Annotated in this window: 19 protein-coding genes; 13 read left to right on the top strand and 6 right to left on the bottom strand. The window is 61.5% G+C overall.

What is annotated here, in order from left to right; all coding sequences use genetic code 11:
- Nucleotides 1-27: 27 nt before the first annotated feature.
- From V8192_RS05370 to virB11, 8 genes are read left to right on the top strand one after another with little or no spacing between them, the layout of a single operon-like run.
- Nucleotides 28-702 carry a lytic transglycosylase domain-containing protein gene (locus V8192_RS05370; protein WP_341632016.1) on the top strand — a complete coding sequence of 225 codons (675 nt, stop codon included), beginning with the start codon at nucleotides 28-30 and terminating at the stop codon, nucleotides 700-702.
- On the top strand, nucleotides 699-1,004 hold the full coding sequence (locus tag V8192_RS05375) for a TrbC/VirB2 family protein (RefSeq protein ID WP_505574275.1): 306 nt from the start codon (nucleotides 699-701) through the stop codon (nucleotides 1,002-1,004). Before V8192_RS05370 ends, V8192_RS05375 begins: the two co-directional genes overlap by 4 nt.
- A 5-nt stretch (nucleotides 1,005-1,009) precedes the next feature.
- Entirely contained in the window at nucleotides 1,010-1,291 is a 282-nt protein-coding gene (locus V8192_RS05380; protein WP_341632017.1) for a VirB3 family type IV secretion system protein, read from the top strand.
- Between the two features lie 17 nt (nucleotides 1,292-1,308).
- On the top strand, nucleotides 1,309-3,714 hold the full coding sequence (locus V8192_RS05385; RefSeq protein ID WP_341632018.1) for a VirB4 family type IV secretion/conjugal transfer ATPase: 2,406 nt from the start codon (nucleotides 1,309-1,311) through the stop codon (nucleotides 3,712-3,714).
- A complete protein-coding gene (locus V8192_RS05390) occupies nucleotides 3,711-4,889 on the top strand; it encodes a TrbL/VirB6 family protein (protein ID WP_341632019.1) in 1,179 nt (392 codons plus the stop codon). The genes V8192_RS05385 and V8192_RS05390 overlap by 4 nt, the downstream gene beginning before the upstream one ends.
- The gene (locus tag V8192_RS05395; protein WP_341632020.1) at nucleotides 4,886-5,842 is read left to right on the top strand and encodes a TrbG/VirB9 family P-type conjugative transfer protein; all 957 of its coding nucleotides are present in this window, start codon (nucleotides 4,886-4,888) and stop codon (nucleotides 5,840-5,842) included. Before V8192_RS05390 ends, V8192_RS05395 begins: the two co-directional genes overlap by 4 nt.
- Nucleotides 5,832-7,019, top strand: a complete 1,188-nt coding sequence (locus V8192_RS05400) for a TrbI/VirB10 family protein (RefSeq protein WP_341632021.1) — start codon at nucleotides 5,832-5,834, stop codon at nucleotides 7,017-7,019. The genes V8192_RS05395 and V8192_RS05400 overlap by 11 nt, the downstream gene beginning before the upstream one ends.
- Nucleotides 7,016-8,038, top strand: coding sequence for a P-type DNA transfer ATPase VirB11 (gene virB11, locus V8192_RS05405; RefSeq protein WP_341632022.1), 1,023 nt, complete (start codon nucleotides 7,016-7,018; stop codon nucleotides 8,036-8,038). Before V8192_RS05400 ends, virB11 begins: the two co-directional genes overlap by 4 nt.
- On the opposite strand, the gene V8192_RS05410 is transcribed toward virB11, so the two are convergent.
- Nucleotides 8,035-8,529 (bottom strand): hypothetical protein, encoded by a 495-nt coding sequence (locus tag V8192_RS05410; protein ID WP_341632023.1) that lies wholly within the window; start codon nucleotides 8,527-8,529, stop codon nucleotides 8,035-8,037. The genes virB11 and V8192_RS05410 overlap by 4 nt on opposite strands.
- 537 nt (nucleotides 8,530-9,066) lie before the next feature.
- On the opposite strand from V8192_RS05410, the gene V8192_RS05415 reads away from it, so the two are divergent.
- The 3 genes from V8192_RS05415 to V8192_RS05425 are packed head-to-tail and all read left to right on the top strand — an operon-like array spanning nucleotide 9,067 to nucleotide 11,973.
- Nucleotides 9,067-9,894 carry a WecB/TagA/CpsF family glycosyltransferase gene (locus V8192_RS05415; RefSeq protein ID WP_341632024.1) on the top strand — a complete coding sequence of 276 codons (828 nt, stop codon included), beginning with the start codon at nucleotides 9,067-9,069 and terminating at the stop codon, nucleotides 9,892-9,894.
- Nucleotides 9,884-10,981: a glycosyltransferase family 2 protein gene (locus tag V8192_RS05420; RefSeq protein WP_341632025.1), complete on the top strand. Its 1,098-nt coding sequence runs from the start codon at nucleotides 9,884-9,886 to the stop codon at nucleotides 10,979-10,981. Before V8192_RS05415 ends, V8192_RS05420 begins: the two co-directional genes overlap by 11 nt.
- Complete coding sequence (locus tag V8192_RS05425) at nucleotides 10,978-11,973, top strand: glycosyltransferase family 2 protein (protein ID WP_341632026.1); 996 nt, start codon at nucleotides 10,978-10,980, stop codon at nucleotides 11,971-11,973. The genes V8192_RS05420 and V8192_RS05425 overlap by 4 nt, the downstream gene beginning before the upstream one ends.
- A 92-nt stretch (nucleotides 11,974-12,065) precedes the next feature.
- On the opposite strand, the gene V8192_RS05430 is transcribed toward V8192_RS05425, so the two are convergent.
- Both V8192_RS05430 and V8192_RS05435 read right to left on the bottom strand, forming a co-directional pair.
- Nucleotides 12,066-13,271, bottom strand: coding sequence for a glycosyltransferase (locus V8192_RS05430; protein ID WP_341632027.1), 1,206 nt, complete (start codon nucleotides 13,269-13,271; stop codon nucleotides 12,066-12,068).
- A gap of 87 nt (nucleotides 13,272-13,358) precedes the next feature.
- Complete coding sequence (locus V8192_RS05435) at nucleotides 13,359-13,613, bottom strand: response regulator transcription factor (protein WP_341632028.1); 255 nt, start codon at nucleotides 13,611-13,613, stop codon at nucleotides 13,359-13,361.
- A 398-nt stretch (nucleotides 13,614-14,011) separates the two neighbouring features.
- Between V8192_RS05435 and V8192_RS05440 the strand changes: the two genes are divergently transcribed.
- Nucleotides 14,012-14,794: a PEPxxWA-CTERM sorting domain-containing protein gene (locus V8192_RS05440; protein WP_341632029.1), complete on the top strand. Its 783-nt coding sequence runs from the start codon at nucleotides 14,012-14,014 to the stop codon at nucleotides 14,792-14,794.
- 209 nt (nucleotides 14,795-15,003) lie between these two features.
- Entirely contained in the window at nucleotides 15,004-15,759 is a 756-nt protein-coding gene (locus V8192_RS05445; RefSeq protein ID WP_341632030.1) for an XDD4 family exosortase-dependent surface protein, read from the top strand.
- A gap of 135 nt (nucleotides 15,760-15,894) precedes the next feature.
- Here V8192_RS05445 and V8192_RS05450 read toward each other — a convergent pair whose 3' ends face one another.
- The 3 genes from V8192_RS05450 to V8192_RS05460 are packed head-to-tail and all read right to left on the bottom strand — an operon-like array spanning nucleotide 15,895 to nucleotide 19,904.
- Nucleotides 15,895-17,100 carry a cell wall hydrolase gene (locus tag V8192_RS05450; RefSeq protein WP_341632031.1) on the bottom strand — a complete coding sequence of 402 codons (1,206 nt, stop codon included), beginning with the start codon at nucleotides 17,098-17,100 and terminating at the stop codon, nucleotides 15,895-15,897.
- Between the two features lie 18 nt (nucleotides 17,101-17,118).
- Nucleotides 17,119-18,615: an exopolysaccharide biosynthesis polyprenyl glycosylphosphotransferase gene (locus V8192_RS05455; RefSeq protein ID WP_341632032.1), complete on the bottom strand. Its 1,497-nt coding sequence runs from the start codon at nucleotides 18,613-18,615 to the stop codon at nucleotides 17,119-17,121.
- The gene (locus tag V8192_RS05460; RefSeq protein WP_341632033.1) at nucleotides 18,615-19,904 is read right to left on the bottom strand and encodes a tetratricopeptide repeat protein; all 1,290 of its coding nucleotides are present in this window, start codon (nucleotides 19,902-19,904) and stop codon (nucleotides 18,615-18,617) included. The genes V8192_RS05455 and V8192_RS05460 overlap by 1 nt, the downstream gene beginning before the upstream one ends.
- Between the last annotated feature and the right edge of the window lie 217 nt (nucleotides 19,905-20,121).

Here is a 20,121-nt window from a genome sequence, read left to right on the forward strand (position 1 = left end):
CTGAACCCGGGGGTGGGTGGAACATTGTTGTCTGATTCTTCGCTGCGCGAAACTGCAGCTCGACCTTCTGTAAAAGGCTTTGTGCGTCTCGCTGTCCTGTCGGCAGTTTTCGGGGCGGGCCTCTGTGCGTCACCGGCCTTCGCGCAGGTCATGGATATCGCGCCCGACGGCAGCGTGTCTGTTCGCAATGGCGGCGGTGCTTCGACGTTCGAAGTCGTGACGCCTGCCTCCGACAAGACGATCGAGGAACGCGTCACGATCGACGTGCCCCAGATGGCAATCACTCCTGTCGATAGCGCGACCGTCCCGCCCCAGTTCGTTGCAGCCGTCAATTATGCCGCCAGCACGGCGAACATTAGTCCCACGCTGCTCGCTTCGCTTGTGTGGCAGGAGAGCCGCTGGAACCCCCGTGCACTCTCGCCCAAGGGCGCGATGGGACTTGCACAGTTGATGCCGGGAACCGCGCGGGATCTCGGCGTCAACGCGGCTGATCCGGTCGCAAATCTCGTCGGCGGCGCGCGATATCTTCGCCAGCTGCTTGACCAGTTCGATGGCAATGTCGAGAAGGCGCTCGCCGCCTACAACGCAGGACCCGGACGGGTCCGAAGCGCAGGCGGGATCCCCGCGATCGCTGAAACCCAGGCTTATGTCGCCTCTATCGTGCGTCGCATCTCGTCACTCACCTCCGGAGGAACCCAATGACGAAATTGCGCGGTCTTGCCGCACTACCAATGATGGCGCTGAGTGCGCCGGCTCTCGCCGCCCAGGCAGTCAATCCCCAGGGCTCGGGGCCGATCGTAAGCGCCCTCATGTGGCTGCAAGGAACGCTCCTTGGTAATGTCGCGACCGCTGTTGCAGTGATCGCCGTTGCCATGGTCGGCTTCATGATGCTGACCGGCCGCATGAACTGGCGCTTCGGCGCGACTGTTATCATCGGCTGCTTCATCTTGTTTGGTGCCGGCGCGATCGTCAGCGGCATTCAGGCAACGGCAGCGGCGGGCTAGGGCTCATGGGTCTTTCCAAGGCTCCCGTTTTTCGTGCGCTCACCCGGCCGCAGATGTTCGCGGGCGTGACCTACAGCTATTTCATCATCAACGCAGCGGTCACGACCGAGGCGTTCCTCATCACTCGCAGCTTCATCGCTCTTCCCGTGGCGCTCGCAGTGCATGTGATCGGCTACTTCGCGTGCCTTCGTGAACCCAGGATTTTCGACTTGTGGATCACCAAGGTCAGCCGCTGCCCGCGCACCAAGAATTGGAAGCGCTGGGGCTGCAACAGCTACGCTCCTTGAAGACGAAGGCATCGAAAATGGGTAAATGGTTGGGGCCGGCAGCATGGAGTAAGAAGGAAGCCCGCGCGGGCGATCGGCTCCCTTATGCCTGCCACGTCGATGCATCGACGCTGCGGCTTCGAGACGGTTCGCTCATGCGCTGCATGCGTCTTGCGGGTTTTCCGTTCGAGACCGAAGACGACGACGTCCTCAACCATCTCCTTGCAGTCCGCGACGTCGTGCTTCGAAGCGCGCTCAACTCCAAGGCGGTCCTCTATCACCACCTGATCCGCCGCCGCGTCGAGGTGGATCTTGGCGCTCGCACCCCCGATCCGTTCTCTGCAGAAATCGATCGCCGCTGGACCCACCAGCTCAGCCAGGGCCGCCTGTTCCTCAACGAGCAGTTCCTGACGATCGTCATCCGCCCGCCCCGGGGCAAGGCTGGACTACCGGAACGCCTCAGCAAGCTCGGCGGCAAGCCGGCAGGTGCTGCCCTCACCGGTTCAGAAGCGCTCGAGCTTGATTCGGCAACCGCGGCCCTGAGCGCTGCCCTACAGTCGTACGGCGTCCGCGTTCTTGGCACCTACGAGAACGAGAGCGGCATCTATTCCGAGCCGCTGGAACTCCTTTCCGGCCTCTATAACGGCGAGATGCGGCCCGTACTGATGCCGCGGGCCGACCAGGACCTTGGACAGCATATTCCCTATTCGCGGATCAGCTTCGGGCTCGACGCCATGGAAGTCCGCGGTCCTGCGAGCCGGGGCTTTGCAAGCATCCTTGGCATCAAGGAATATCCGGACGCCAGTCGCGCAGGTCTCCTCGATACGTTGCTTCGTGTCCCGCACGAGCTGGTGATCACCGAGAGCTTCGCGCCGATCGAGCGCCAGACCGCCCGCGAGCGGATCGACCTTGCGCTTCGCCGCCTCAAGAGCGCCGATGAAGGTGCTGCAACCGAGCGCGCCGAGATGCTTGCTGCACGCGACGCGGTTGGCGCCGGGCAGATGAGCTTTGGCGATCATCACCTCAGCCTCCTCGTCCGTAGTGGATCGCTCGATACCCTGGAAAGTGCGACGGCCGATGCGGCCGCTGCGCTCGCCGACATCGGCGCCGTTGCCGTCCGCGAGGACACCAACCTCGAACCCGCATTCTGGGGACAGTTTCCGGGTAACGAGCAATATGTCGTTCGCCGGGCTCTCATCTCGAGCTCCAATGCGGCGGGCTTCATCTCGCTTCATGGTTTCCCCATGGGCCGCGCGCGCGGCAATCACTGGGGGGATGCGGTCACGGTTTTCGAGACGACGAGCGCAACGCCGTTCTTCTTCAATTTCCACGAGGGCGACCTCGGAAACTTCACGATCATCGGCCCGTCGGGCTCGGGCAAGACCGTCGTTCTCAATTTCCTTGCTGCCCAGGCGCAGAAATTCTCGCCGCGCACCATCCTCTTCGACAAGGATCGTGGATCGGAAATCTTCCTTCGCGCGCTTGGCGGCCGCTACGAGCGGATCACCCGCGGGGCGCCGACAGGCTTCAATCCGCTGCGGCTTCCCGACAATGCCGGAAACCGCGCATTCCTTCGCGACTGGCTCTCGAACATCCTCGAGGCGAACGGCGCTGAAGAGGAAACCGCGATCGCCAAGGCGATCGAGGAGATTTACGCACACGGCTCCGAGCTTCGGCGGCTGCGCTTCCTTCGCGACCTTCTCGGCGGGGGCCGCAGGCCTCAGCCCGGCGATCTTCCCTCGCGGCTCGATCCTTTCATCTTCGATGGGGAGCACGCCTGGCTGTTCGATAACCGAGAGGACGAACTCGACTTCGGGAGCCGGGTACTGGGTTTCGACATGACGGAGCTCCTCGAGGACCGCCGTCTTCGCACTCCCGTGCTTCTCTATCTCTTCCACCGGATCGAGCAGCGTCTGGACGGGTCACCGACCATGATCCTCATCGATGAGGCCTGGAAGGCGCTCGATGATCCGATGTTCGCGGCCCGCATCCGCAACTGGATGAAGACGCTTCGTAAGCGCAATGCAATGATCGGCTTTGCGACGCAGTCGGCGGCCGACGCGCTCGACAGCTCGATTTCCTCGGCGATCGTCGAACAGACCGCGACTGCCATCTTCATGCCCAATAACAAGGCGCGCGAGGAACATTACTGCAAGGGCTTCGGCCTCAGCACCCAGGAATTCGAGTTCATCCGGTCGCTCCCCGCACACAGCCGCTGCTTTCTCGTCCGCCAGGCCAACCGTTCGGTCGTGGTCCGGCTCGATCTCAATGGCATGCCAGACGTGCTGACGGTGCTTTCGGGCCGTGAAAGCAGCGTTCGGCGCCTCGACGAGATCCGCACGGCGGTCGGCGATGATCCCGCTGTCTGGTACCCGATGCTGACCCGCTCGCCCTGGCCCGGCTCGCCGCCGACCGACGATTACTGGCTGGAAGCAGCTGAATGAACCAGTGCGCTCCTTTCGGGGCTGACGGGCCCGCAGGCGTCGCCGACGCGCTGTCGAAGGTCGACTGCCTTGCGACCGACGCGACCAGCGTGTCGTTCGGCCGGCTGTTCGGCGCGCATGGAAGCTTTCAGACCGCGCTTACCATCATTCTGACGCTCTATATTGCGCTCCTTGCCTTTAACCTCCTGACCGGCCGGTCGGCGCTCCGCGTATCGGTACTGACGCCGCGCATGATGACGCTCGGCATGGTCCTGACCTTCGCGACCTCGTGGATCGCCTATCAATCGGTCGTCTGGAACCTTGCGACCGGCGCTCCCGACGAGATCGCGAGCGTGCTCGTGGGCTCGAAGGGCTCGGCAACTCTCCTCTTTGCGCAGCAGCTCGACGGCCTCTTCTCGGCCATCACGGACGCGGTCACCAACGTCAATCCGTCGGCCGTGGCAGCCCAGGCGGGCCTCGCGTCCCCCACCAACATCCTGTCGCTTGGCGGAATGATTCTTCTTCTCGGAACGGTGGGCGTGCTGGTGGTCTGCCGGCTTGCCTTGGCTGCGCTCCTGATCCTGGGGCCCGTCTTCATCGTGCTTGCCCTGTTCGACGGCACGCGCGGCCTGTTCGAGGGGTGGCTCAAGAGCGTTGCGATGTTTGCGCTCGTGCCGCTGCTGACAGTGGTGATGGGAAGCGGCGCTCTCGTCGCGATCGGCCCCATGATCGCCGGCATCGACCAGTCGGGCGGTGAGATACCTCTGCGTACCGCGGTCTCGATACTGTTCGCCTCTATCATCTACCTTGCTCTGATGCTTGTGGTGTTCAAGGTCGCATCGACACTCACCCGCAGCTGGCGGCTGGGCCGGTCGGGCGCGCACGGGCCTTCAGGCTCTTTTGGCTTTGCCTCTGCTCACCAGGTTCCGGCCTTTGCTCCGGCGGTCGCTGCTGCCGCAGCCGCTGCCCCCTCGGCAGCGCTTGCGTCCGACCGTGTCCGCAGCACGGTAGCGAGCCTCGAGACCATGTCCTCAAGCCACCGCGTCGCATTACAGGCTGCTGTTCAGCCGGCGATTCCGGCGCCCGTTCCTCAGCTGGCGCTTGCAGGGCCAAGCGATGCACGCGGGCAGATGCGGTACCTGCATCACCGCGTGGCCGGCGTTTCCAACACTGTTTCAAAAGAGATGTATCGATGATCCGGAAGGTTAGTATTGCAGCGTTTGCGCTTCTTGGCTGCACGAGTGCCATTGCAGCCTCGGACAATCGCATCCGCACTCTGACCTATGATCCAAACCAGATCGTCCGGATTATGGGCAAGGCGGGCATCCAGTCGACCATCGAGTTTGCTGCCGACGAGCGGATCGAGAATGTGGCCGTCGGCGATTCCGCTGCCTGGCAGATCACGCCCAACCGGCGCGCGAGCCTGCTCTTCGTAAAACCGCTGGTCGGACACAGCCGCACCAACATGACGGTCGTCACCGACCGGCGGACCTACATGTTTGATCTCGTTGCGGGCGAGAAGTCGGCAGCTCCCGTCTATGCCCTGAAGTTCAGCTACCCGGGCGAGAAGGTAGTCCAGCCGACAGGGAAGGCAGGTCAGCCCGTCGTTGCCGCAGCCGCGCCCGCACAGGCGCCGGCCATCACGACGGCGGACAAGCTCCATTTCGACTGGAGCAGCAAGGGCTATGGAAAGCTGCTCCCGGCCCGCGTGTTCGACGACGGCTCCTCGCTCTACATGGCTTGGAACCGCGACACGCCGCTTCCGGCGATCCTCACCCAGTCCGAGGACAGGAAGGAAGGGCCGGTCAATTATCGCATGAGCGGCGAATATATCGTCGTCAGCCCGATCCCGGCGAATCTTGTCCTTCGCTACGGCAAGAAGGTCGCCACTCTCTGGCCGAATCATGCGATTGTTCCCGTGCAGCGCCAGTCGCCGGCGGCGATCGCGGGAAGGTTGGCAAGCGCGCCCGCGCCTGCACCCGAGATTTCCATGACTTCAGCGACCGCTGCGCAACCGGCTGCAATGCAGCCGGCCTCCGAGGCGACCTCTGCGCGGCCACCGAGCGAGAGCTCGAGGTCTGCAGTCAAGGTTGCGAATGTAACTTCGCTGTACAGCGACAAACTGACGGATCGCCGCCATGAGCATTGATCGCATCACCATCGAAACCCGGGGTACCACGATCCGTGGCCCCTGGGAGGATTCGCTCCGCTCGGCCGTTCCTTCCGCCGTGCCGCCGACCGATCCGCGTCTCGAGCTCAACGAGCAGGCGCTGGTCATCGCCAGCCAGAACGCGTTCCCGGTCGTAGCGACGCAGAAGACCCGGCGCGATAGCGTCGGCCTTGCGGCCGGTGCGGCCGTCGCTCTGGTTCTCGGCGCCGCGACCTTCCTGTCGCTGAACTCCGGCCGTCATGCCTCGACTGCGCCTGCAGCGTCCACGGCCGTCTCGACGGTCAACCAGGGGCCCCAGGCCTTGCCGATGCCGGGACCCGTTGCCGGCAGGCCAATGGCAGGACCTGCAGCGCCGCCAATGACGGTCCCGCCGGTCAATCCTGCGCCCGGTGCTGCGCATATGCCCAATACGGTCGCAGTCCCCGGAATGCCGCCGGCCTCCTCACCCGTCCTCGTCTATGACGGCGGCGCTTCTCCAACCATGACTGCAATGGCTGGCCCGAACACGCCGCGTGATGCCGATGGGGCGCCGGCGCTCCTTGCGGGCAGCGGTTCCAACCTTCGCGGCGGGATGATCGGAGACAATGCGTCGGTGCGCGCAACGCGCCTTGCGGATCCTGCAAGCACTGTTGTCCAGGGAACCCTTATTCCGGCGGTTCTCGAGACGGCCATCGATACCGACGTCCCGGGCTACGTGCGCGCCGTCGTCAGCCAGGATGTCCGCTCGTTCGATGGCAGCCGCGTGCTGATCCCGCGTTCCTCGCGCCTCATCGGCGAATATAAGGCAGCATCCCAGGCCGGACAGCGCCGGGCTTACCTCATGTGGACGCGGCTCGTTCGCCCCGACGGCGTTTCGATTGCGCTCGCTTCGCCCGCAGCCGACTTCACCGGTCAGGCCGGCATCGGCGGCCAGGTCAACAGCCACTTCTTCTCGCGCTTTGGTTCAGCGATCCTGCTCTCGATCCTCGGCGGCGCAAGCACCCTCGCAACTGGCGGCGCCGGAACGGTCATCGTGTCGGGGGCAGGGCAGAGTGCCGCCTCCGCTGCAATCCAAAGCAACGGCAGTCGTGGACCCACGATCAAGGTTCAGCAGGGGCAGCCTGTCCGGGTGTTCACGGCCCGCGATCTTATTTTCTCCGATGGAGCCGAAGGTTGAGCGAAACGGAACAGATCGAACCTGATGACGGCATCGATCCGTTCCTCGAGGCCTATCTCGAGCCGTTCCGCGCGTGGCTCGGCCAGCCCGATGTCACCGAGCTTCTCGTAAACCGCCCCGGCGAAGTCTGGGTCGAACAGCGTGGACAGATGGTGCGCCACGATGCGCCCAAGGTCGATGATGCGCTCCTCCAGCGTCTCGCCGAGCAGGTCGCCCGCGTCAGTAACCAGGGGGTAAGCCGCGAACGGCCGCTTCTTGCTGCGATGCTTCCCAATGGGGCCCGCGTTCAGTTTGTCGCGCCAACCGCGACGAGAGCACACTGGGCCCTCGCCATCCGTCGCCACTGCCTTCTGGACCTTCCGCTCGATGCCTATGCGTCGGGGCCGCTTGAGCCTGTGCGCAAGGCGGCGGCGAGTTCGCCTGAAGCGGATCCGATCGGCTTCCTTCGCCAGGCGGTGAAGGAGAGGAAGACGATCCTCATCAGCGGCGGCACGTCGACCGGCAAGACGACCTTCCTCAACGCTCTCCTTCGGGAGGTGCCGATTGAGGAACGGGTCATTGTCGTGGAGGATACGGCCGAGGTTCAGCTTCATGGGCCCAACGATCTCGGGCTTATCGCGGTCAAGGGCGAGCTTGGCGAAGCGCTCATCAACACCGACGATTTGCTCCAGGCCGCGCTTCGGCTTCGTCCGGACCGCATTCTTCTTGGCGAACTTCGCGGCAAGGAGGCCGTGAGCTTCCTTCGTGCTGTCAACACTGGCCACCCAGGCTCGTTCAGCACCATCCACGCCAATTCGACCAGCGGCGCGCTGGAACAGCTGGCGCTGATGGTCATGCAATCCGGGCTTGGTCTCTCGCGCGGCGAGACGATCGACTACGCAAAATCAGTTATCGACGTGGTCGTCCAGCTCGGCCGCGAGGGTGCCCAGCGCAAGATTGTCGCCATTGAGCAGCTCTCCCCGGAAGATTCCGCTGCGGGGCTTACGGTTCGCCAGATCCTGAACCGGGTTGCGGCTTAGACTCTGCGAATTATCGTTCGCAGACGGTGCACCCGCTTTCGGACGATGCCCCGCACAAAAATTGGCGGCGGCAGCTCGAAGCCTTCGCGGAGCGTGGCCCCGTCCGCACGGATGCGCATTGCTCGCATGTTAGTGTACCGAAGCCTAAGACTTGTCTTGGCCGCTACGTAGCTCAAAAGTTCCTCCGCGTTCAGATGGCCCGTTTCAGCGCAGAACTCTTCGACTAGATCGAGACGGAGCGCGTAGGCTTCTGCGCCTTTGCGAGAGCAGAAGGCGAACCGATCATTGAGGCCGCCCCACTGATGCCAGCTTGGTGTGACCAGATCGGTCCCGCCGTCGAGAATTTGACCAAACACGACCTTAGCTTCGAGAGGATCCAGATATTCGAGATCGGGCCGAAGGAAGATGTATATGTCATATTCGTCGGACGTCAGTTCGCCCAACCGCCAGACTTGTTTTAAACTATAGAGCTGGGAGAGCAAATTGGACATTGTGGGCCGCGGTTCTACGCGTGGCCCAGTCGGCAGGCTATCTATGCTATGAATAACCGATTTTGGTAGGCGGCCTTCGTTCTGGTTCTCAAATAGAATAGCGTCCAATGGCAGCGATGATAGCCCGCGGCGCGTAACTGGCAGATTGAATTCAGCAGAATGTTCGCTGTGAATTGCAGGAGGCTCGTTGAAATGCGCAACGCATCGGAGGGTTGTGTCCGCTTCAAGCAAAGGCTGCAGGACATTCTTCCTAATGCTTGCGGCCGTCCACCGCAGCGAACGGTTCAACCCGTAAAAACTGACTAAGCACCGAACGGACACGGCTCCTCCAATATCAGGTGTCCCAAAGCGCTTAGGGCTCGCATACTCAACCTTGATTGGCGAGATCAAACTCGTCGCGAGCCGGAGATGCACCGCTGAATAGCGACCGTGACGGAATGTTTCCCGGCTACAGGATCAGCGATCTTCTGAAACGCGCCATGCGAGCGCTACCCACTGCCACCTTCACCTCGGCTCTGCAGTCGGTATGTGTGAGCAATGTCGACGCGCAATGTGGATAAGAATGTCGAGACCCGCAACGAGAAGGGGCGGAGCTGGCGACGCGCGCGCATCCTCAATGCGTGGGTCGACAGCCTGACGGTTGACGACGTCCTCGACCTTCTCGACGAAGGCGTACTCTTCACCATAAACCCGGAACATCTTTACCAGCTGCAACGCAACCCGGAGTTTGCCGAAGCCTATCGCGACGCGACCTACGTCTCGTGCGATAGCAGGTATGTGCACCTCGCCTTGAAGCTGATGGACCGGGCCGTCGAGCATCGGGCCTCTGGCTCAGACATTGTGCCTGCCTATTGTCGCAAGCATGCGAATGATCCGGACGTGACGATCTTCCTTCTCGGCGCAAAACCGGGTGTGGCGCAGAAGGCCCGCGAGCGGATCAACCGGCTTGCGGGCCGCGAGATCGTCGTAGGCGCGCATGGTCCCTCATTTGGTTTCCTCGACAACGAAGCTGAATGCTCGGAAGCGATCGAGATGATCAACCGCTCGGGCGCCACGTGCCTGATCGTCGGGCTCGGCGCGCCCAAGCAGGAGATCTGGATTCATCGCCATCGGGCACGAATGCCAGGTGTTAAAGTCCTCATGGGGGTCGGCGCTACGATCGACTACGAAGCAGAGGCGGTGACCCGGGCTCCCGCCTGGATGCGCCATAACGGTCTCGAATGGGTCTACCGGGTCATGACGGAGCCGCGACGTTATGCGCTTCGCTACGTGAGAAACACCGAGTTTCTCTGGCTTGCTCTTCTCGATCGCTTTGGCTTCTACCGTCCGCCAGCGCCCCAAAAAGCGGGGGCCGATGGTCGGTAAGCGTCCAGCGGCAGGGCAAGGCCGAAAAAGCCGGTCCGGGGTCATTGATGAGGCCGTTGCAGTCGTCGTCGTCAATTATCGGACGCCGAAGCTCACGGCGAAGTGCCTCGCTGCGCTGAAAGATGAGAGATCGTCATTTCGTGAGCTCAAGGTCATGGTCGTCGACGGCGGCTCTGAGGACGAATCAGCCGAGGTTTTATCGGCCCTCATCAAGAAACCCCAATTTGCTGGGTGGGTCACCTTGCTGCCTTTGCCTCTCAATGGGGGCTTCGGTTTTGCCAACAATCAGGCGATCCAGCGGCTGATGCAGGCCGACCAACAACTGCGGTACATTCACGTGCTCAATCCGGATGCCGAAATCGAGATTGGGGCCATTCGCGCCCTCGCAGTCTACTTGAATAATCATCCGCATGCGGGTGCGGTCGGCAGCCAGTTGCTTGAGGCTGATGGTACGTCGGCGGACAGTGCGTTTACGTTCCCGAGCCTTCGCGGCGAGTTTTCGCGGGGTGCCCGGACCGCTGCTCTGGATCGTCTTTTTCGAGTGCCGCCGATTGTGATTGATGCGAAAGAAGCCTCGGAGGTCGACTGGACAACCGGCGCCAGCGTGATGTTCCGGGTCGAGGCCCTTCGCGAGGTGGGCCTCTTTGACGAAGGTTTTTTTCTCTACCACGAAGAAGTCGAGCTGATGTGGCGACTCCGCCAGGCCGGTTGGCAGATAGCGCTCGAAGCCGAAAGCCGCGTTCGCCATGTTGGTGGTGCGGCGACGGGCATGCATGACCGGGACGCAACCCCTTCGATGCTTCCTCGCAGACCACGCTATTGGTTTCGTTCGCGCACCCGATTTTTGACCCTTAGCAGAGGGGCTGGCTTCGCAGCGATGGCATACTTCGCATGGCTGCTGGGGTATTTCGTCTGGTTCCTCCGTCGCCACCTGGGCTTGGCTCCAGAAGGAGCGCCCATCGATCACGCGCTCCGGGACCACCTTGCTAACTCGTTTCCAAAGCGCGGCGATGCCATTCCCGCCGTTCGCAAGTGGAATGACCCCGTTTCGGATGCGCCGGCCTGGATGGAGCGAGGCTCCTGGTGAACGAGGCTCCCATAGCGGTTGTCGTGATTGGCCGTAACGAGGGCGAACGCCTGTCGGCGAGCCTTCAATCGGTCCAGAAGAGCGGTGTAAGGCTGCTTTACGTCGATTCGGGGTCGGCCGACGGAAGCCCAGATCTCGCAAGAAGGCTCGGAATCCAAACTGTCGAACTCGATCCATCCCGTCCTTTCTCTGCGGCGCGGGGCCGTAACGAGGGGTTGTCCGAGGCCGTCAGTTCCTGGCCCGACATCCAATATATTCTTTTCCTCGACGGCGATTGCATCCTGGATGCGGATTTCCCGCGGGCTGCGGCGGACAAGCTCGAGCAGGACGCTAAGTGCGCTATCGTAACAGGACATCTCTCCGAGCGATCAGCGCAATCATCGATTTATAACCGAATGTGCGCGATCGAGTGGCGAGGCGCGCCTGGTCCGATCGAGAACATGAACGGTCTTGGCGGCATCATGGTGGTCCGGGTCTCCGCATTCCAAGAGGTAGGCGGCTTCAACGAACAAGCCATCTCCGGTGAGGAGGCCGACCTCGGAGTTCGTCTCAGACTTCGCGGCTATTCGATCGTGAAGATCGACAAACCCATGGCGACGCACGATGCGCAAATGTACCGGTTCGACCAGTGGTGGACCCGCGCTGTGAGGAATGGGCATTCCCTTGCCCATCGCTATGCAAGTCATGGTCGAACGCGCTTCAGGGACGGCTTATCCGGACTGAGAAGCGCTGTCTTCTGGGGGTTCGTGCTTCCCCTTGCGGCCTTGCTGCTGCTCTGGCCGACACGCGGCTTTTCGCTGCTGCTTCTTGGCGGATATGTTCTGCTGGGCTGGAGAATCTATCGCCATTACGTTGGCGAGGGGCAGAGTCCGTCGGACGCTCGCCTGATGGCGAGGTTTTTGATCTACGCGAAATTCGCCGAGTTCCTTGGAGCGGTTCGCTATTGCTTGAACCGGGCAAGGGGTCGCTTTCAGATCATCGAGTGGAAGTAGCGCCAGAAGAACAGACGCTCCAAAGCGCATTGCTCGCCGCTTCCTTCGTTGATCGGGCTATTCGCTCCCGCGAAGATCTCGACGAAGTGTCGCTAGGCTGACCTTGCTTCGATCGCTCTGACGATACCGGCGGCAGTCGATTTGACGCTGTGCAGGCGAAGTACGCGTTCGCGACCGACGGCGCCTTTTCTCGACAGCTGTTCAGCAGGCGTGTGGAGGGCGCTTCGCATCGCTTCGACGAGCGCTTCGACCGATCCCGCCGTGATAACCCATCCGCATTGATCATCGACGAGCTCGGGGATGCCCGCGATTGCGGTGGTAATGACGGGCCGCGAAAGCGCGAAGGCTTCCATGATCGTCATCGGGAGGCCTTCGGCAAAGCTTGGAAGGACAAATGCCCGGGCGGCCCGAATGTCCTCATGCATGTCGGGCGTCGAGCGAACGCCTGCCAGTCTTACGATGCCCTGGAGGCCGCGATCCTTGATGTCCCGTTCGAGAGTTTCACGAAGTTCGCCGCCGCCGACGAGAGTGACCGAGAAAGTCTCTCCTGAATCCCGGAGCCGCTCGCTTGCAGCGATGAGGAGCGGAAGGCCCTTTTGTGCCGAGAGGCGAGCCACGCAAACGAACTCGGTTGAAGCGGCCGGGACGGGATCCGGCGGAGCATTGAGGATGTCGTCGTCGAGCCCGCACCTGATGAGCTCAATCTTGCCCCAATGGTCAGGAGCGCTCCAGCGCATCAGCTGGCTTCGGCAGTAGCTGGTAATGGCGACGACGAATGCTGCCGCTTCGATCTTGGCAGGAAGACCCAGTGTCAGCGGCGCGTCGAATTCGTCTGGCCCGTGCACTGTGAAGCTGAATGTCGGGCCGCCCCAGGTGCGGACGATCGTGGCAACAGCTGCAGGGTTTGTCCCGAAATGCGCGTGAAGGTGCTGGACACCAAGCTCGTCCATTCGCCTGACGAGCCAAGCAGCCTCGAGCCAATAGGCGACGTGACGTGCTTTACGCTCGATACCAGGGCTGCTTAGTCGCAGGGCAGCCTTGAGCGCTGCGAAGGTCCTGCCCGGCCGAGAGAAAAGCAAGGCGAGCGCTGCCAGCGAAAGTCGGACGATACCCTGCTGGAGGACGCTCTCGGTGATAGAAGCTTCGCGCAGGTCCGCTTCATCCTTGAGCCCGGCTTGCGGCGGCCGAAGCGAGAAGCGATGAACCTCATTGCCGGCAGCCTCGATGCCGTCGATCTCTCGGCGCACGAAGGAGTGGCTGACGGCCGGATAGACATTGCACAAATAGGCTAGGCGCACTGTCACTCCGCTCGTGGCTGTTTCCCAAACGCCCTTAGCAGGGCGCCGTGATCACAGCAGCGATGTTTGAATTTGAAAAGGGCCGACTTAGATGTGGCCGGCGGCGAGCGCTTTTGCGACGAGGTGCGGCTTGTTGCGCGCGTGTAGCTTGTTGCGGAGATTTTCGACGTGCCGTTCGACGGTACGGGGCGCGATGCCGAGCTGCTGGGCGCACTGTTTGGACGACAGGCCAAGAGCAATGCACTCCAGGACCTCGCGCTCGCGCTCGGACAGAGTAACAAAGTCTTCCTGTTGACGCGGGATGTTCACCATCAACCCCTGTTTACCCAACCAATTTTCCACAACGTACTAATAGGCTTAGTTATCACTGCCTTACAGCTGGTTGAACGCGCTGTACCAATATCGGACAAAGCGATGCCCTAGCGCACTGGGTCCGAAACGAATCTCGTCTCCCAGTCGGAGGAAACAACGCTCGTAAGCCTGAATGGACGCAAGACAATTTCTTGCGTATTTTCAGAGACATGGACAGCATCGTGGGTATTTATACCTAGAACTATTACGTAGCACTTAAGCCTACGTACTCGTGAGCGAATGCTCATCTTGCGAATCGTTAAAAAAACGTTTATTCGCAACACCCTTCAACGGCGTTTAATATGAGCGCTTGTGCGTACACCGGGGGCCCGGCTCGGAGCCGTTCGTGCCGACACCCCGTCTTCAGGGGCAACGGAAGGGAAATGGTTATGCGGCGCGTACTCACTCTAGCACTGGCAACGACTGCGGCTCTGATCGCCACTCCGGCATCGGCGAGCCTGGTCTATGATGCAACTGCGACCCTCACTGCGCAGGGTTTCGGTTCGGCGCCGCGTGATCTTTCGATCCAAGGTCATGGCAACGCGACCGTCGAAGGTGGCTGCGTCGGCGTCACTGGCGCGGGCGTGATCAACGTTGGCGGAACCGGGAGCTGCATGGGCACCGACGCCGCGATTGATCCGAACGGCTTTATCAACAGCCTTCATAACGAGACACCGCCGCCAACCGACAACCAGAAGTTCGGCATCCCGACGGTTAGCCAGCTCGGTTGGACGTCTGCGGCCGATATCGGCATCCTCTTCAACGTCACCGATCCGGGGTCCGGAGAGTCCGTGACGCTGAATGACATCACGCTGAAGTTCTACGACGCCAACGGCGGCCTCTTGGGCTCGATCGACGGCGGATCGAAGTTCTTCTCCTCGACTGACATCGGCAACGGTTCGGCGGGCTTCATCTTCACGGTGCAGGGCCAGAACGAGATTGACTATGTCAACAATATTCTCGCAACCGGCGGAAGCACGATCTACACGGCTCTCGAAGGGACCGTTACGGGCGTTGCCGGCGGTCCTGAGACCTTCGCGATCATCAACCTCAATCGCCCAACCAGCGTCCCTGAGGCGGCCACCTGGGCCATGATGTTGCTGGGCTTTGGCGGTATTGGCATGGCCATGCGTCGGAGCCGGAAGGGCGCTAGCCTCCTTCAGATCGCCTGAATAGCTAGAACCTAGATTGTAACCCCGTGGCCCGGCCGAAAGCCGGGCCACTTCTTATATGCCTGTCCTGTTCTGGGACCGCGCTTAAACCGCTTTGTTATATTTTCGTTAAATCTCACATACTGTCTGAACAGTTAACGGGGTTGGGTGTCTGTCGCTTGAGACGATCACGCTCATTCCCACACCAGGGGCAACGAAAGGGAATGATTATGCGACGCGTACTTATGACGGCATTGGCTGGAGCAGCGATTGGATCTGCCACTCCCGCGGCAGCAGCAATCACATTCAACGGAACGAATGGCACTCTCAGTGCAGCGGCGACGTTTGACGTCAACGCATCGGGACACTTGATCGTGAGCCTCGCCAACACCGCCGCCGGCGATGCCAACGTACCTACCGATATCCTGCACGCTTTATTCTTCGACATCGCGGGCAGCCCCTCACTGACCTATACCGCAGCAAATATCTGCGGGAGCTGCAGCTTCACTCAATCGGGCCCCACGGGCACTGACGTCGGCGCCGAGTGGGGTTACATATCGAATGCGAGCGGCATTGGCGGAGGCATCAGTCAAGACTATGGTCTGAGCTCGGCCGGCTACGGACTTCCCGGGACCTACGCCTTCGTTCCCGGAGCTACGAACCAGCCGTCGCAGGGCACGCCGCCGGATGGGGCAGATTACGGTCTGGTTCCGCTGAGCTATACCGTGGCGGGCGACAACGGCGGTGTCACGGCTAATCAGCCGTACATCAACAATAGCGTGGTGTTCGACCTTGGCGCCTTTAACGGTTCGCTAGCTGACATAGGGAATATCCGGTTCCAATACGGAACGGCGATTACCGATACGCATTTCACGCCATCTGTTCCCGAGCCAGCGACCTGGGCGATGATGCTTCTGGGTTTCGGCGGGATCGGCATGACGATGCGCGCTCGTCGCAAGAACGGCCGGCTCCTTCAGATCGCCTAGCCCGATCTGTTCGAGCTGAGTAACTTCTACGGCCCGGCTCAATGCCGGGCCGTTTCTTTTTGCTCTTCGGCGTTTTCCGACAATCAGACCTTGGTGACCTAAGCTAAGTGGAGATGCAGCTCGTGTGGAGCGGCGTCAGCAGCCAGAAGGCTCACCGAGCGACCGCACGTCGTTGGCGCCAAGCGGGACAAGCCGGTTGTGGCTATTGTCCGTTAGGCACTCGTTTGAGGACTTTGCTCGTTTCGGCGCGGTATTTGGCGCCTTGCCATCATCCACGATGAGCGTTGCGTGGGCAGCGTCCGCCAAGAGCGGGGTAGCGGCAAGAGCTACCTTTTCGGCCTCCGGTGCCGTGCCTTTGCTATCCTCGCCGATCAACACCTTTGCCAGCTGCTGTTGCTCGGCCGTGGTCGGCGGAGCCGCTGCCACGACGGTCGCGGGCCGGGGTGCCGGGATAGGCGGCTCAATCCCTGCGTAGCGCTGGAAAAAAGAGCGGCCGTCGCCCACCGCACCCCGAAGCCTATAGAAGATATGCCGCCCTATCTGGACCGTCTTGTCGAGCGAGTCCGCCCAATAGGGAAGGACATAGTCTGCGTGATAATGGGTAGCATGACCGACCGGCGCGAAGACATGGCCAGCAAGCGCTTCCTCGGCGATCTTCTGCGACCGCTTCCAAAGCGAATCCAGGCGCGGCCGAAGCAATGAGCCGTCGCAGGTGAAGGTGAACTGACAGCCGGTGGGTCGCCCGGAGCCCTCGTACACGACCCCGCAGACGCTTGCAGGGTAACCAGGATGCCTTACGCGGTTAAGCACCACTTGAGCTACCGCCCGACCGCCATCCGTGCCCTCGCTCGCCGCCTCATAATAAACGGCCTGGGCGAGGCAGGTGGCAGCTCGCTCCCGGTCGTCGGCGGCCGTCTTGAGCACGAAGCTCCGCGCGGGCGTGTCGGGGCGGTCAGCGAAGGGCCGTTCGGCATTTTCCTTCAGCGCCTCTTCTGGCGACACAGGTTTGAGGAGATCTGGAGGCGGAAGATTGTTCACCGCCGCTCCGGCGGCGGAGGGGTCTGGTACCCTTGTGGTTACGCTGGTTTGATCATTGCCGGCCTGACGGGCTGCGCCATAACCCAGAAGAGCAAGAGTTGCGGTCCCAAGAGCGATTACGGGGAGGACCGTGGCGGGGCGGCGCTGCCAAATCGGGGCCGGCGACGCAGCCTTCTCGCGTTGCTTGCGACGCTTCGAAATCGGCCGTGCACTGCCGCGGGGTCCCTGCGCATCCGCATGATCAGCCGGATCCGTTGCCTCGGTGGGCTCTAGAGTCTCCTCGAGTGGGAGCGGCGAATCCATCGGAGCTAGCTTCTCATCTCAATAGGCATCGCGGTCGAAGAGAACCGCGCGCGCCGTTGCGAAGAGGATCCAGATGTCGAGCCAGAACGACCAGTGGTCGACATAGTGCTTATCGAGCTCGACCCGGCGCTTTGCACGCTCGATCGTCCGGACTTCGCCTCGAAGCCCCTTGACCTGGGCGTATCCGGTGATGCCGGGTTTTACGCGATGGCGGCCGGCGTACCCTCTCACCGCTTCGTGATAGAAGCGCTCGCCTACCATCATTTCGGTGCCGTGAGGGCGCGGGCCCACCAGAGACATGCTGCCCTGGAGCACATTGAACAGCTGGGGCAATTCATCGACGCTGAAGCGGCGGAGGAACCGTCCCACCGGCGTTACCCGTGGATCATCCTTCGTTGTAGTCTTGCGCGCGCCAACGTCGGTCATGTCCGTGTACATGGTCCGGAACTTGAAGACGTTGATTGTCTCGTTGTTGAACCCCACGCGAGGCTGGACGAACAAGATGGGCCCGGGGCTGCTCAGGCGGACCAGAAGGGCCGCCACCAGCAAAACGGGCGAGAGGAGCAAAAGCGCGACAAGGCAAAAGACCAGGTCCTCCGCGCGCTTCATGACCTGGTTCATGTCACGGAATGGCCGTTGCCAGAGCGTCAGGACCGGAACCGTCCCAAGGAGGTTCACGCGGTAATTGGGCGCAAGCTCGATTGCCTGCGATGGAATCAGGGAGACATCGACGCAGACTTCGCTCAGGCCCTCAACAATCTGCTCGAGGCGCTTCGGCGTGAAATGCCCGCCACTGATCAACACTTGATCAATTTCACCGCGCCGGGCGAGTTCGCAGAGCGTCGGAAGATCACCGAGCATGGAAAGCCCTTCGACCTGGGACACGCGGGCGCGGTCATCGGCGATGCCCACGAAGCGAAGATGCGGGAACTTGAGCGATCCGAGGAGTTGCCGGGTGAGGGAAACGGAGTCCGGATCAGCACCGTAGAAAGCGATCCGCTGCTCGATCTGCCCTCGTTCGGCGAGCCGCGTGATAATCCGGTGAAGGATCGGCCGGGAAACGGACAGGCAGAGGACGACTGTTATCGTGAAAAGGAGAGTGACCCCTCGCGAATAATCGTCGACGAGCCCGGCCTGCCAAATCAATGCGGACGCGATTAAACTACTGATGACGGCATCAAAGGTCGTGTCGCTGGTATCACGAAGGTCGAGCAAACTGCGGCGATATGCGTGCCTCGACGAGCGGATCAGCAGGAAGCTGCCCAGCATCAGAATAAAGGCAGTGATGTGGACTGGGGCGACGATGTGCGAGCGGCGCAGTGCAGCGTACACCCCCAGCGTGATCGGCGCACTGATGATGAAGCAGACGATGTCTGTCAGCAGGAACAGGGAGCCGACTACATTCGAGGTGAAACGCAGCCTCTGCGCTGTTTTCGCCACTGGTGCGGGCCGCGCCGGTTCGCCACCGCCAGAACCCGTCAGCTCAGGGACGGCGTAATTATCGTCCATCCGCATCAGAGCAGGCCCTTGCGGACCTGGCCGTCGCGCTGGCGATCAAACTCGGCTTGGAGATCAACCAATTCCTCGGGATTGCCATTTTTTCTCGAACGCAAGGCGCCAAAGATGCTGTCATTCCCGGGGATATCTCGGAATGCCGTCCAGAGCGTACGGTTAGCCCAGTCGCTATTGCCTGCTGCATCATAGGCTTTTGCAAGCAGGATGCGATCGGGTGCTGAGCGCGGAACCACCGTGGTGAGCTTCTGGGCGTCCTCGACCGCTTCTTTCGCTTTCCCGGTGCGAAGTTCTAGTTCGGTGCGCGCGCGCAGCGCAGTGGCGTTTCCGGGGTCGAAGGCGATGACGGAGTCAAGGCGGCTCGCTGCGGCCGCCAGATTACCGGTCCGGAGCAATGCGTCTCCGAGAACAGCGTTAGCTTCGGCGGTAGCGGCGTTCACAGGCAGTCGGGCATCGTTCGAGGTGAGGCGGATCGCATCGGCAGGGCTTCCAAGTCGGCTGAGGAATGCAGCGTAAACGAGGCGCTGCTCTTTTGGAGCCGCGGCAGCGAGCTTTCGCGCATCATCTATCCTTTGAGATGATGGCCAGTAGCTCGTCCAGAGATCCAGAACCTCGGAGACGAGGCTCGCCGGCGCCTCAGCGCGAAGCAGGCGAAACGAAGCTGAGCGCGCTTGAGAAATGTTTCCCGTACGCAGCGACGCTTTGACGAGCGTTACGAGATTGTCCTGATCACTAGGCTTTGTCTGCTCGAGGCGCTGCCGGATCGCCGCGACGTTCGACCAGTCGTCGCGACGCTCATAGATCTGGGCCAAAAGCGTCAGTGCGCCTGTATCAGACGGAATTGCCTGAAGATGCTGAGTCAGAAATGCGACGGCATCATCTTCTCGTCCTAAGCCAAAAAGCGCACGGGCCTTGAGCACGCTAGCGGTGGGATCAAGTGGCGTCTGAACCAGAATGTCGTCGGCGACGGCGAGGGCCTGGTCGTACCGGGATTCTCCAACAGCGGCCCATCCTTTGGTAAGCTTTACCCATGGATCCCCCGGAACAAGAACTTCCAGCTCCTCTGCGCGCGCCTGGGCGGTGGTAAGATCCCCGGAGCGTAGTGCGAGCTGGGTCAGCATCCGAACGAGGTCAGGATTGCTGCGATCGAGTTCGTAAGCCCGGGTGAAAGCATAATAGGCATCGCCGTAGGACCCCATGGATGCCTGAACTTTCCCGAGTTCAGCCCAATATTCTGAGACATCGTCCTTGGCCTGCACCAGCTGGAGGAGAGCCTTCCGAGCTCCAAGCATATCATTTGAGGCGGCAGCCGCCTGATATTCACCAAGTGCAGCCTGCGCGCGGGAATCTGAGGAACTGCATCCCGCCACGACGATTGACGCAGATAGCCAAGCGAAGGCGCGCAATATAGGATGCGTCCACAGCGGCATCTAATGGCTACTCCAAGGGCGGGGATTATCCTTTTCTAAATTTAACAAGGCAATAGAGTGATGCAACCGACTCACGGCC

Source organism: Sphingomonas agri (assembly GCF_038148795.1).
Taxonomy (GTDB): Bacteria; Pseudomonadota; Alphaproteobacteria; order Sphingomonadales; family Sphingomonadaceae; genus Sphingomicrobium; species Sphingomicrobium agri.

What these genes read in the sequence shown, in the direction of transcription:
- V8192_RS05375 (WP_505574275.1), top strand. Translation starts at nt 699, where the DNA reads ATGACGAAATTGCGCGGTCTTGCCGCACTACCAATGATGGCGCTGAGT.
- V8192_RS05380 (WP_341632017.1), top strand. Translation starts at nt 1,010, where the DNA reads ATGGGTCTTTCCAAGGCTCCCGTTTTTCGTGCGCTCACCCGGCCGCAG.
- V8192_RS05385 (WP_341632018.1), top strand. Translation starts at nt 1,309, where the DNA reads ATGGGTAAATGGTTGGGGCCGGCAGCATGGAGTAAGAAGGAAGCCCGC.
- V8192_RS05390 (WP_341632019.1), top strand. Translation starts at nt 3,711, where the DNA reads ATGAACCAGTGCGCTCCTTTCGGGGCTGACGGGCCCGCAGGCGTCGCC.
- V8192_RS05395 (WP_341632020.1), top strand. Translation starts at nt 4,886, where the DNA reads ATGATCCGGAAGGTTAGTATTGCAGCGTTTGCGCTTCTTGGCTGCACG.
- V8192_RS05400 (WP_341632021.1), top strand. Translation starts at nt 5,832, where the DNA reads ATGAGCATTGATCGCATCACCATCGAAACCCGGGGTACCACGATCCGT.
- V8192_RS05410 (WP_341632023.1), bottom strand. Translation starts at nt 8,529, where the DNA reads ATGTCCAATTTGCTCTCCCAGCTCTATAGTTTAAAACAAGTCTGGCGG.
- V8192_RS05415 (WP_341632024.1), top strand. Translation starts at nt 9,067, where the DNA reads ATGTCGACGCGCAATGTGGATAAGAATGTCGAGACCCGCAACGAGAAG.
- V8192_RS05420 (WP_341632025.1), top strand. Translation starts at nt 9,884, where the DNA reads ATGGTCGGTAAGCGTCCAGCGGCAGGGCAAGGCCGAAAAAGCCGGTCC.
- V8192_RS05440 (WP_341632029.1), top strand. Translation starts at nt 14,012, where the DNA reads ATGCGGCGCGTACTCACTCTAGCACTGGCAACGACTGCGGCTCTGATC.
- V8192_RS05445 (WP_341632030.1), top strand. Translation starts at nt 15,004, where the DNA reads ATGCGACGCGTACTTATGACGGCATTGGCTGGAGCAGCGATTGGATCT.
- V8192_RS05450 (WP_341632031.1), bottom strand. Translation starts at nt 17,100, where the DNA reads ATGGATTCGCCGCTCCCACTCGAGGAGACTCTAGAGCCCACCGAGGCA.
- V8192_RS05455 (WP_341632032.1), bottom strand. Translation starts at nt 18,615, where the DNA reads ATGCGGATGGACGATAATTACGCCGTCCCTGAGCTGACGGGTTCTGGC.
- V8192_RS05460 (WP_341632033.1), bottom strand. Translation starts at nt 19,904, where the DNA reads ATGCTTGGAGCTCGGAAGGCTCTCCTCCAGCTGGTGCAGGCCAAGGAC.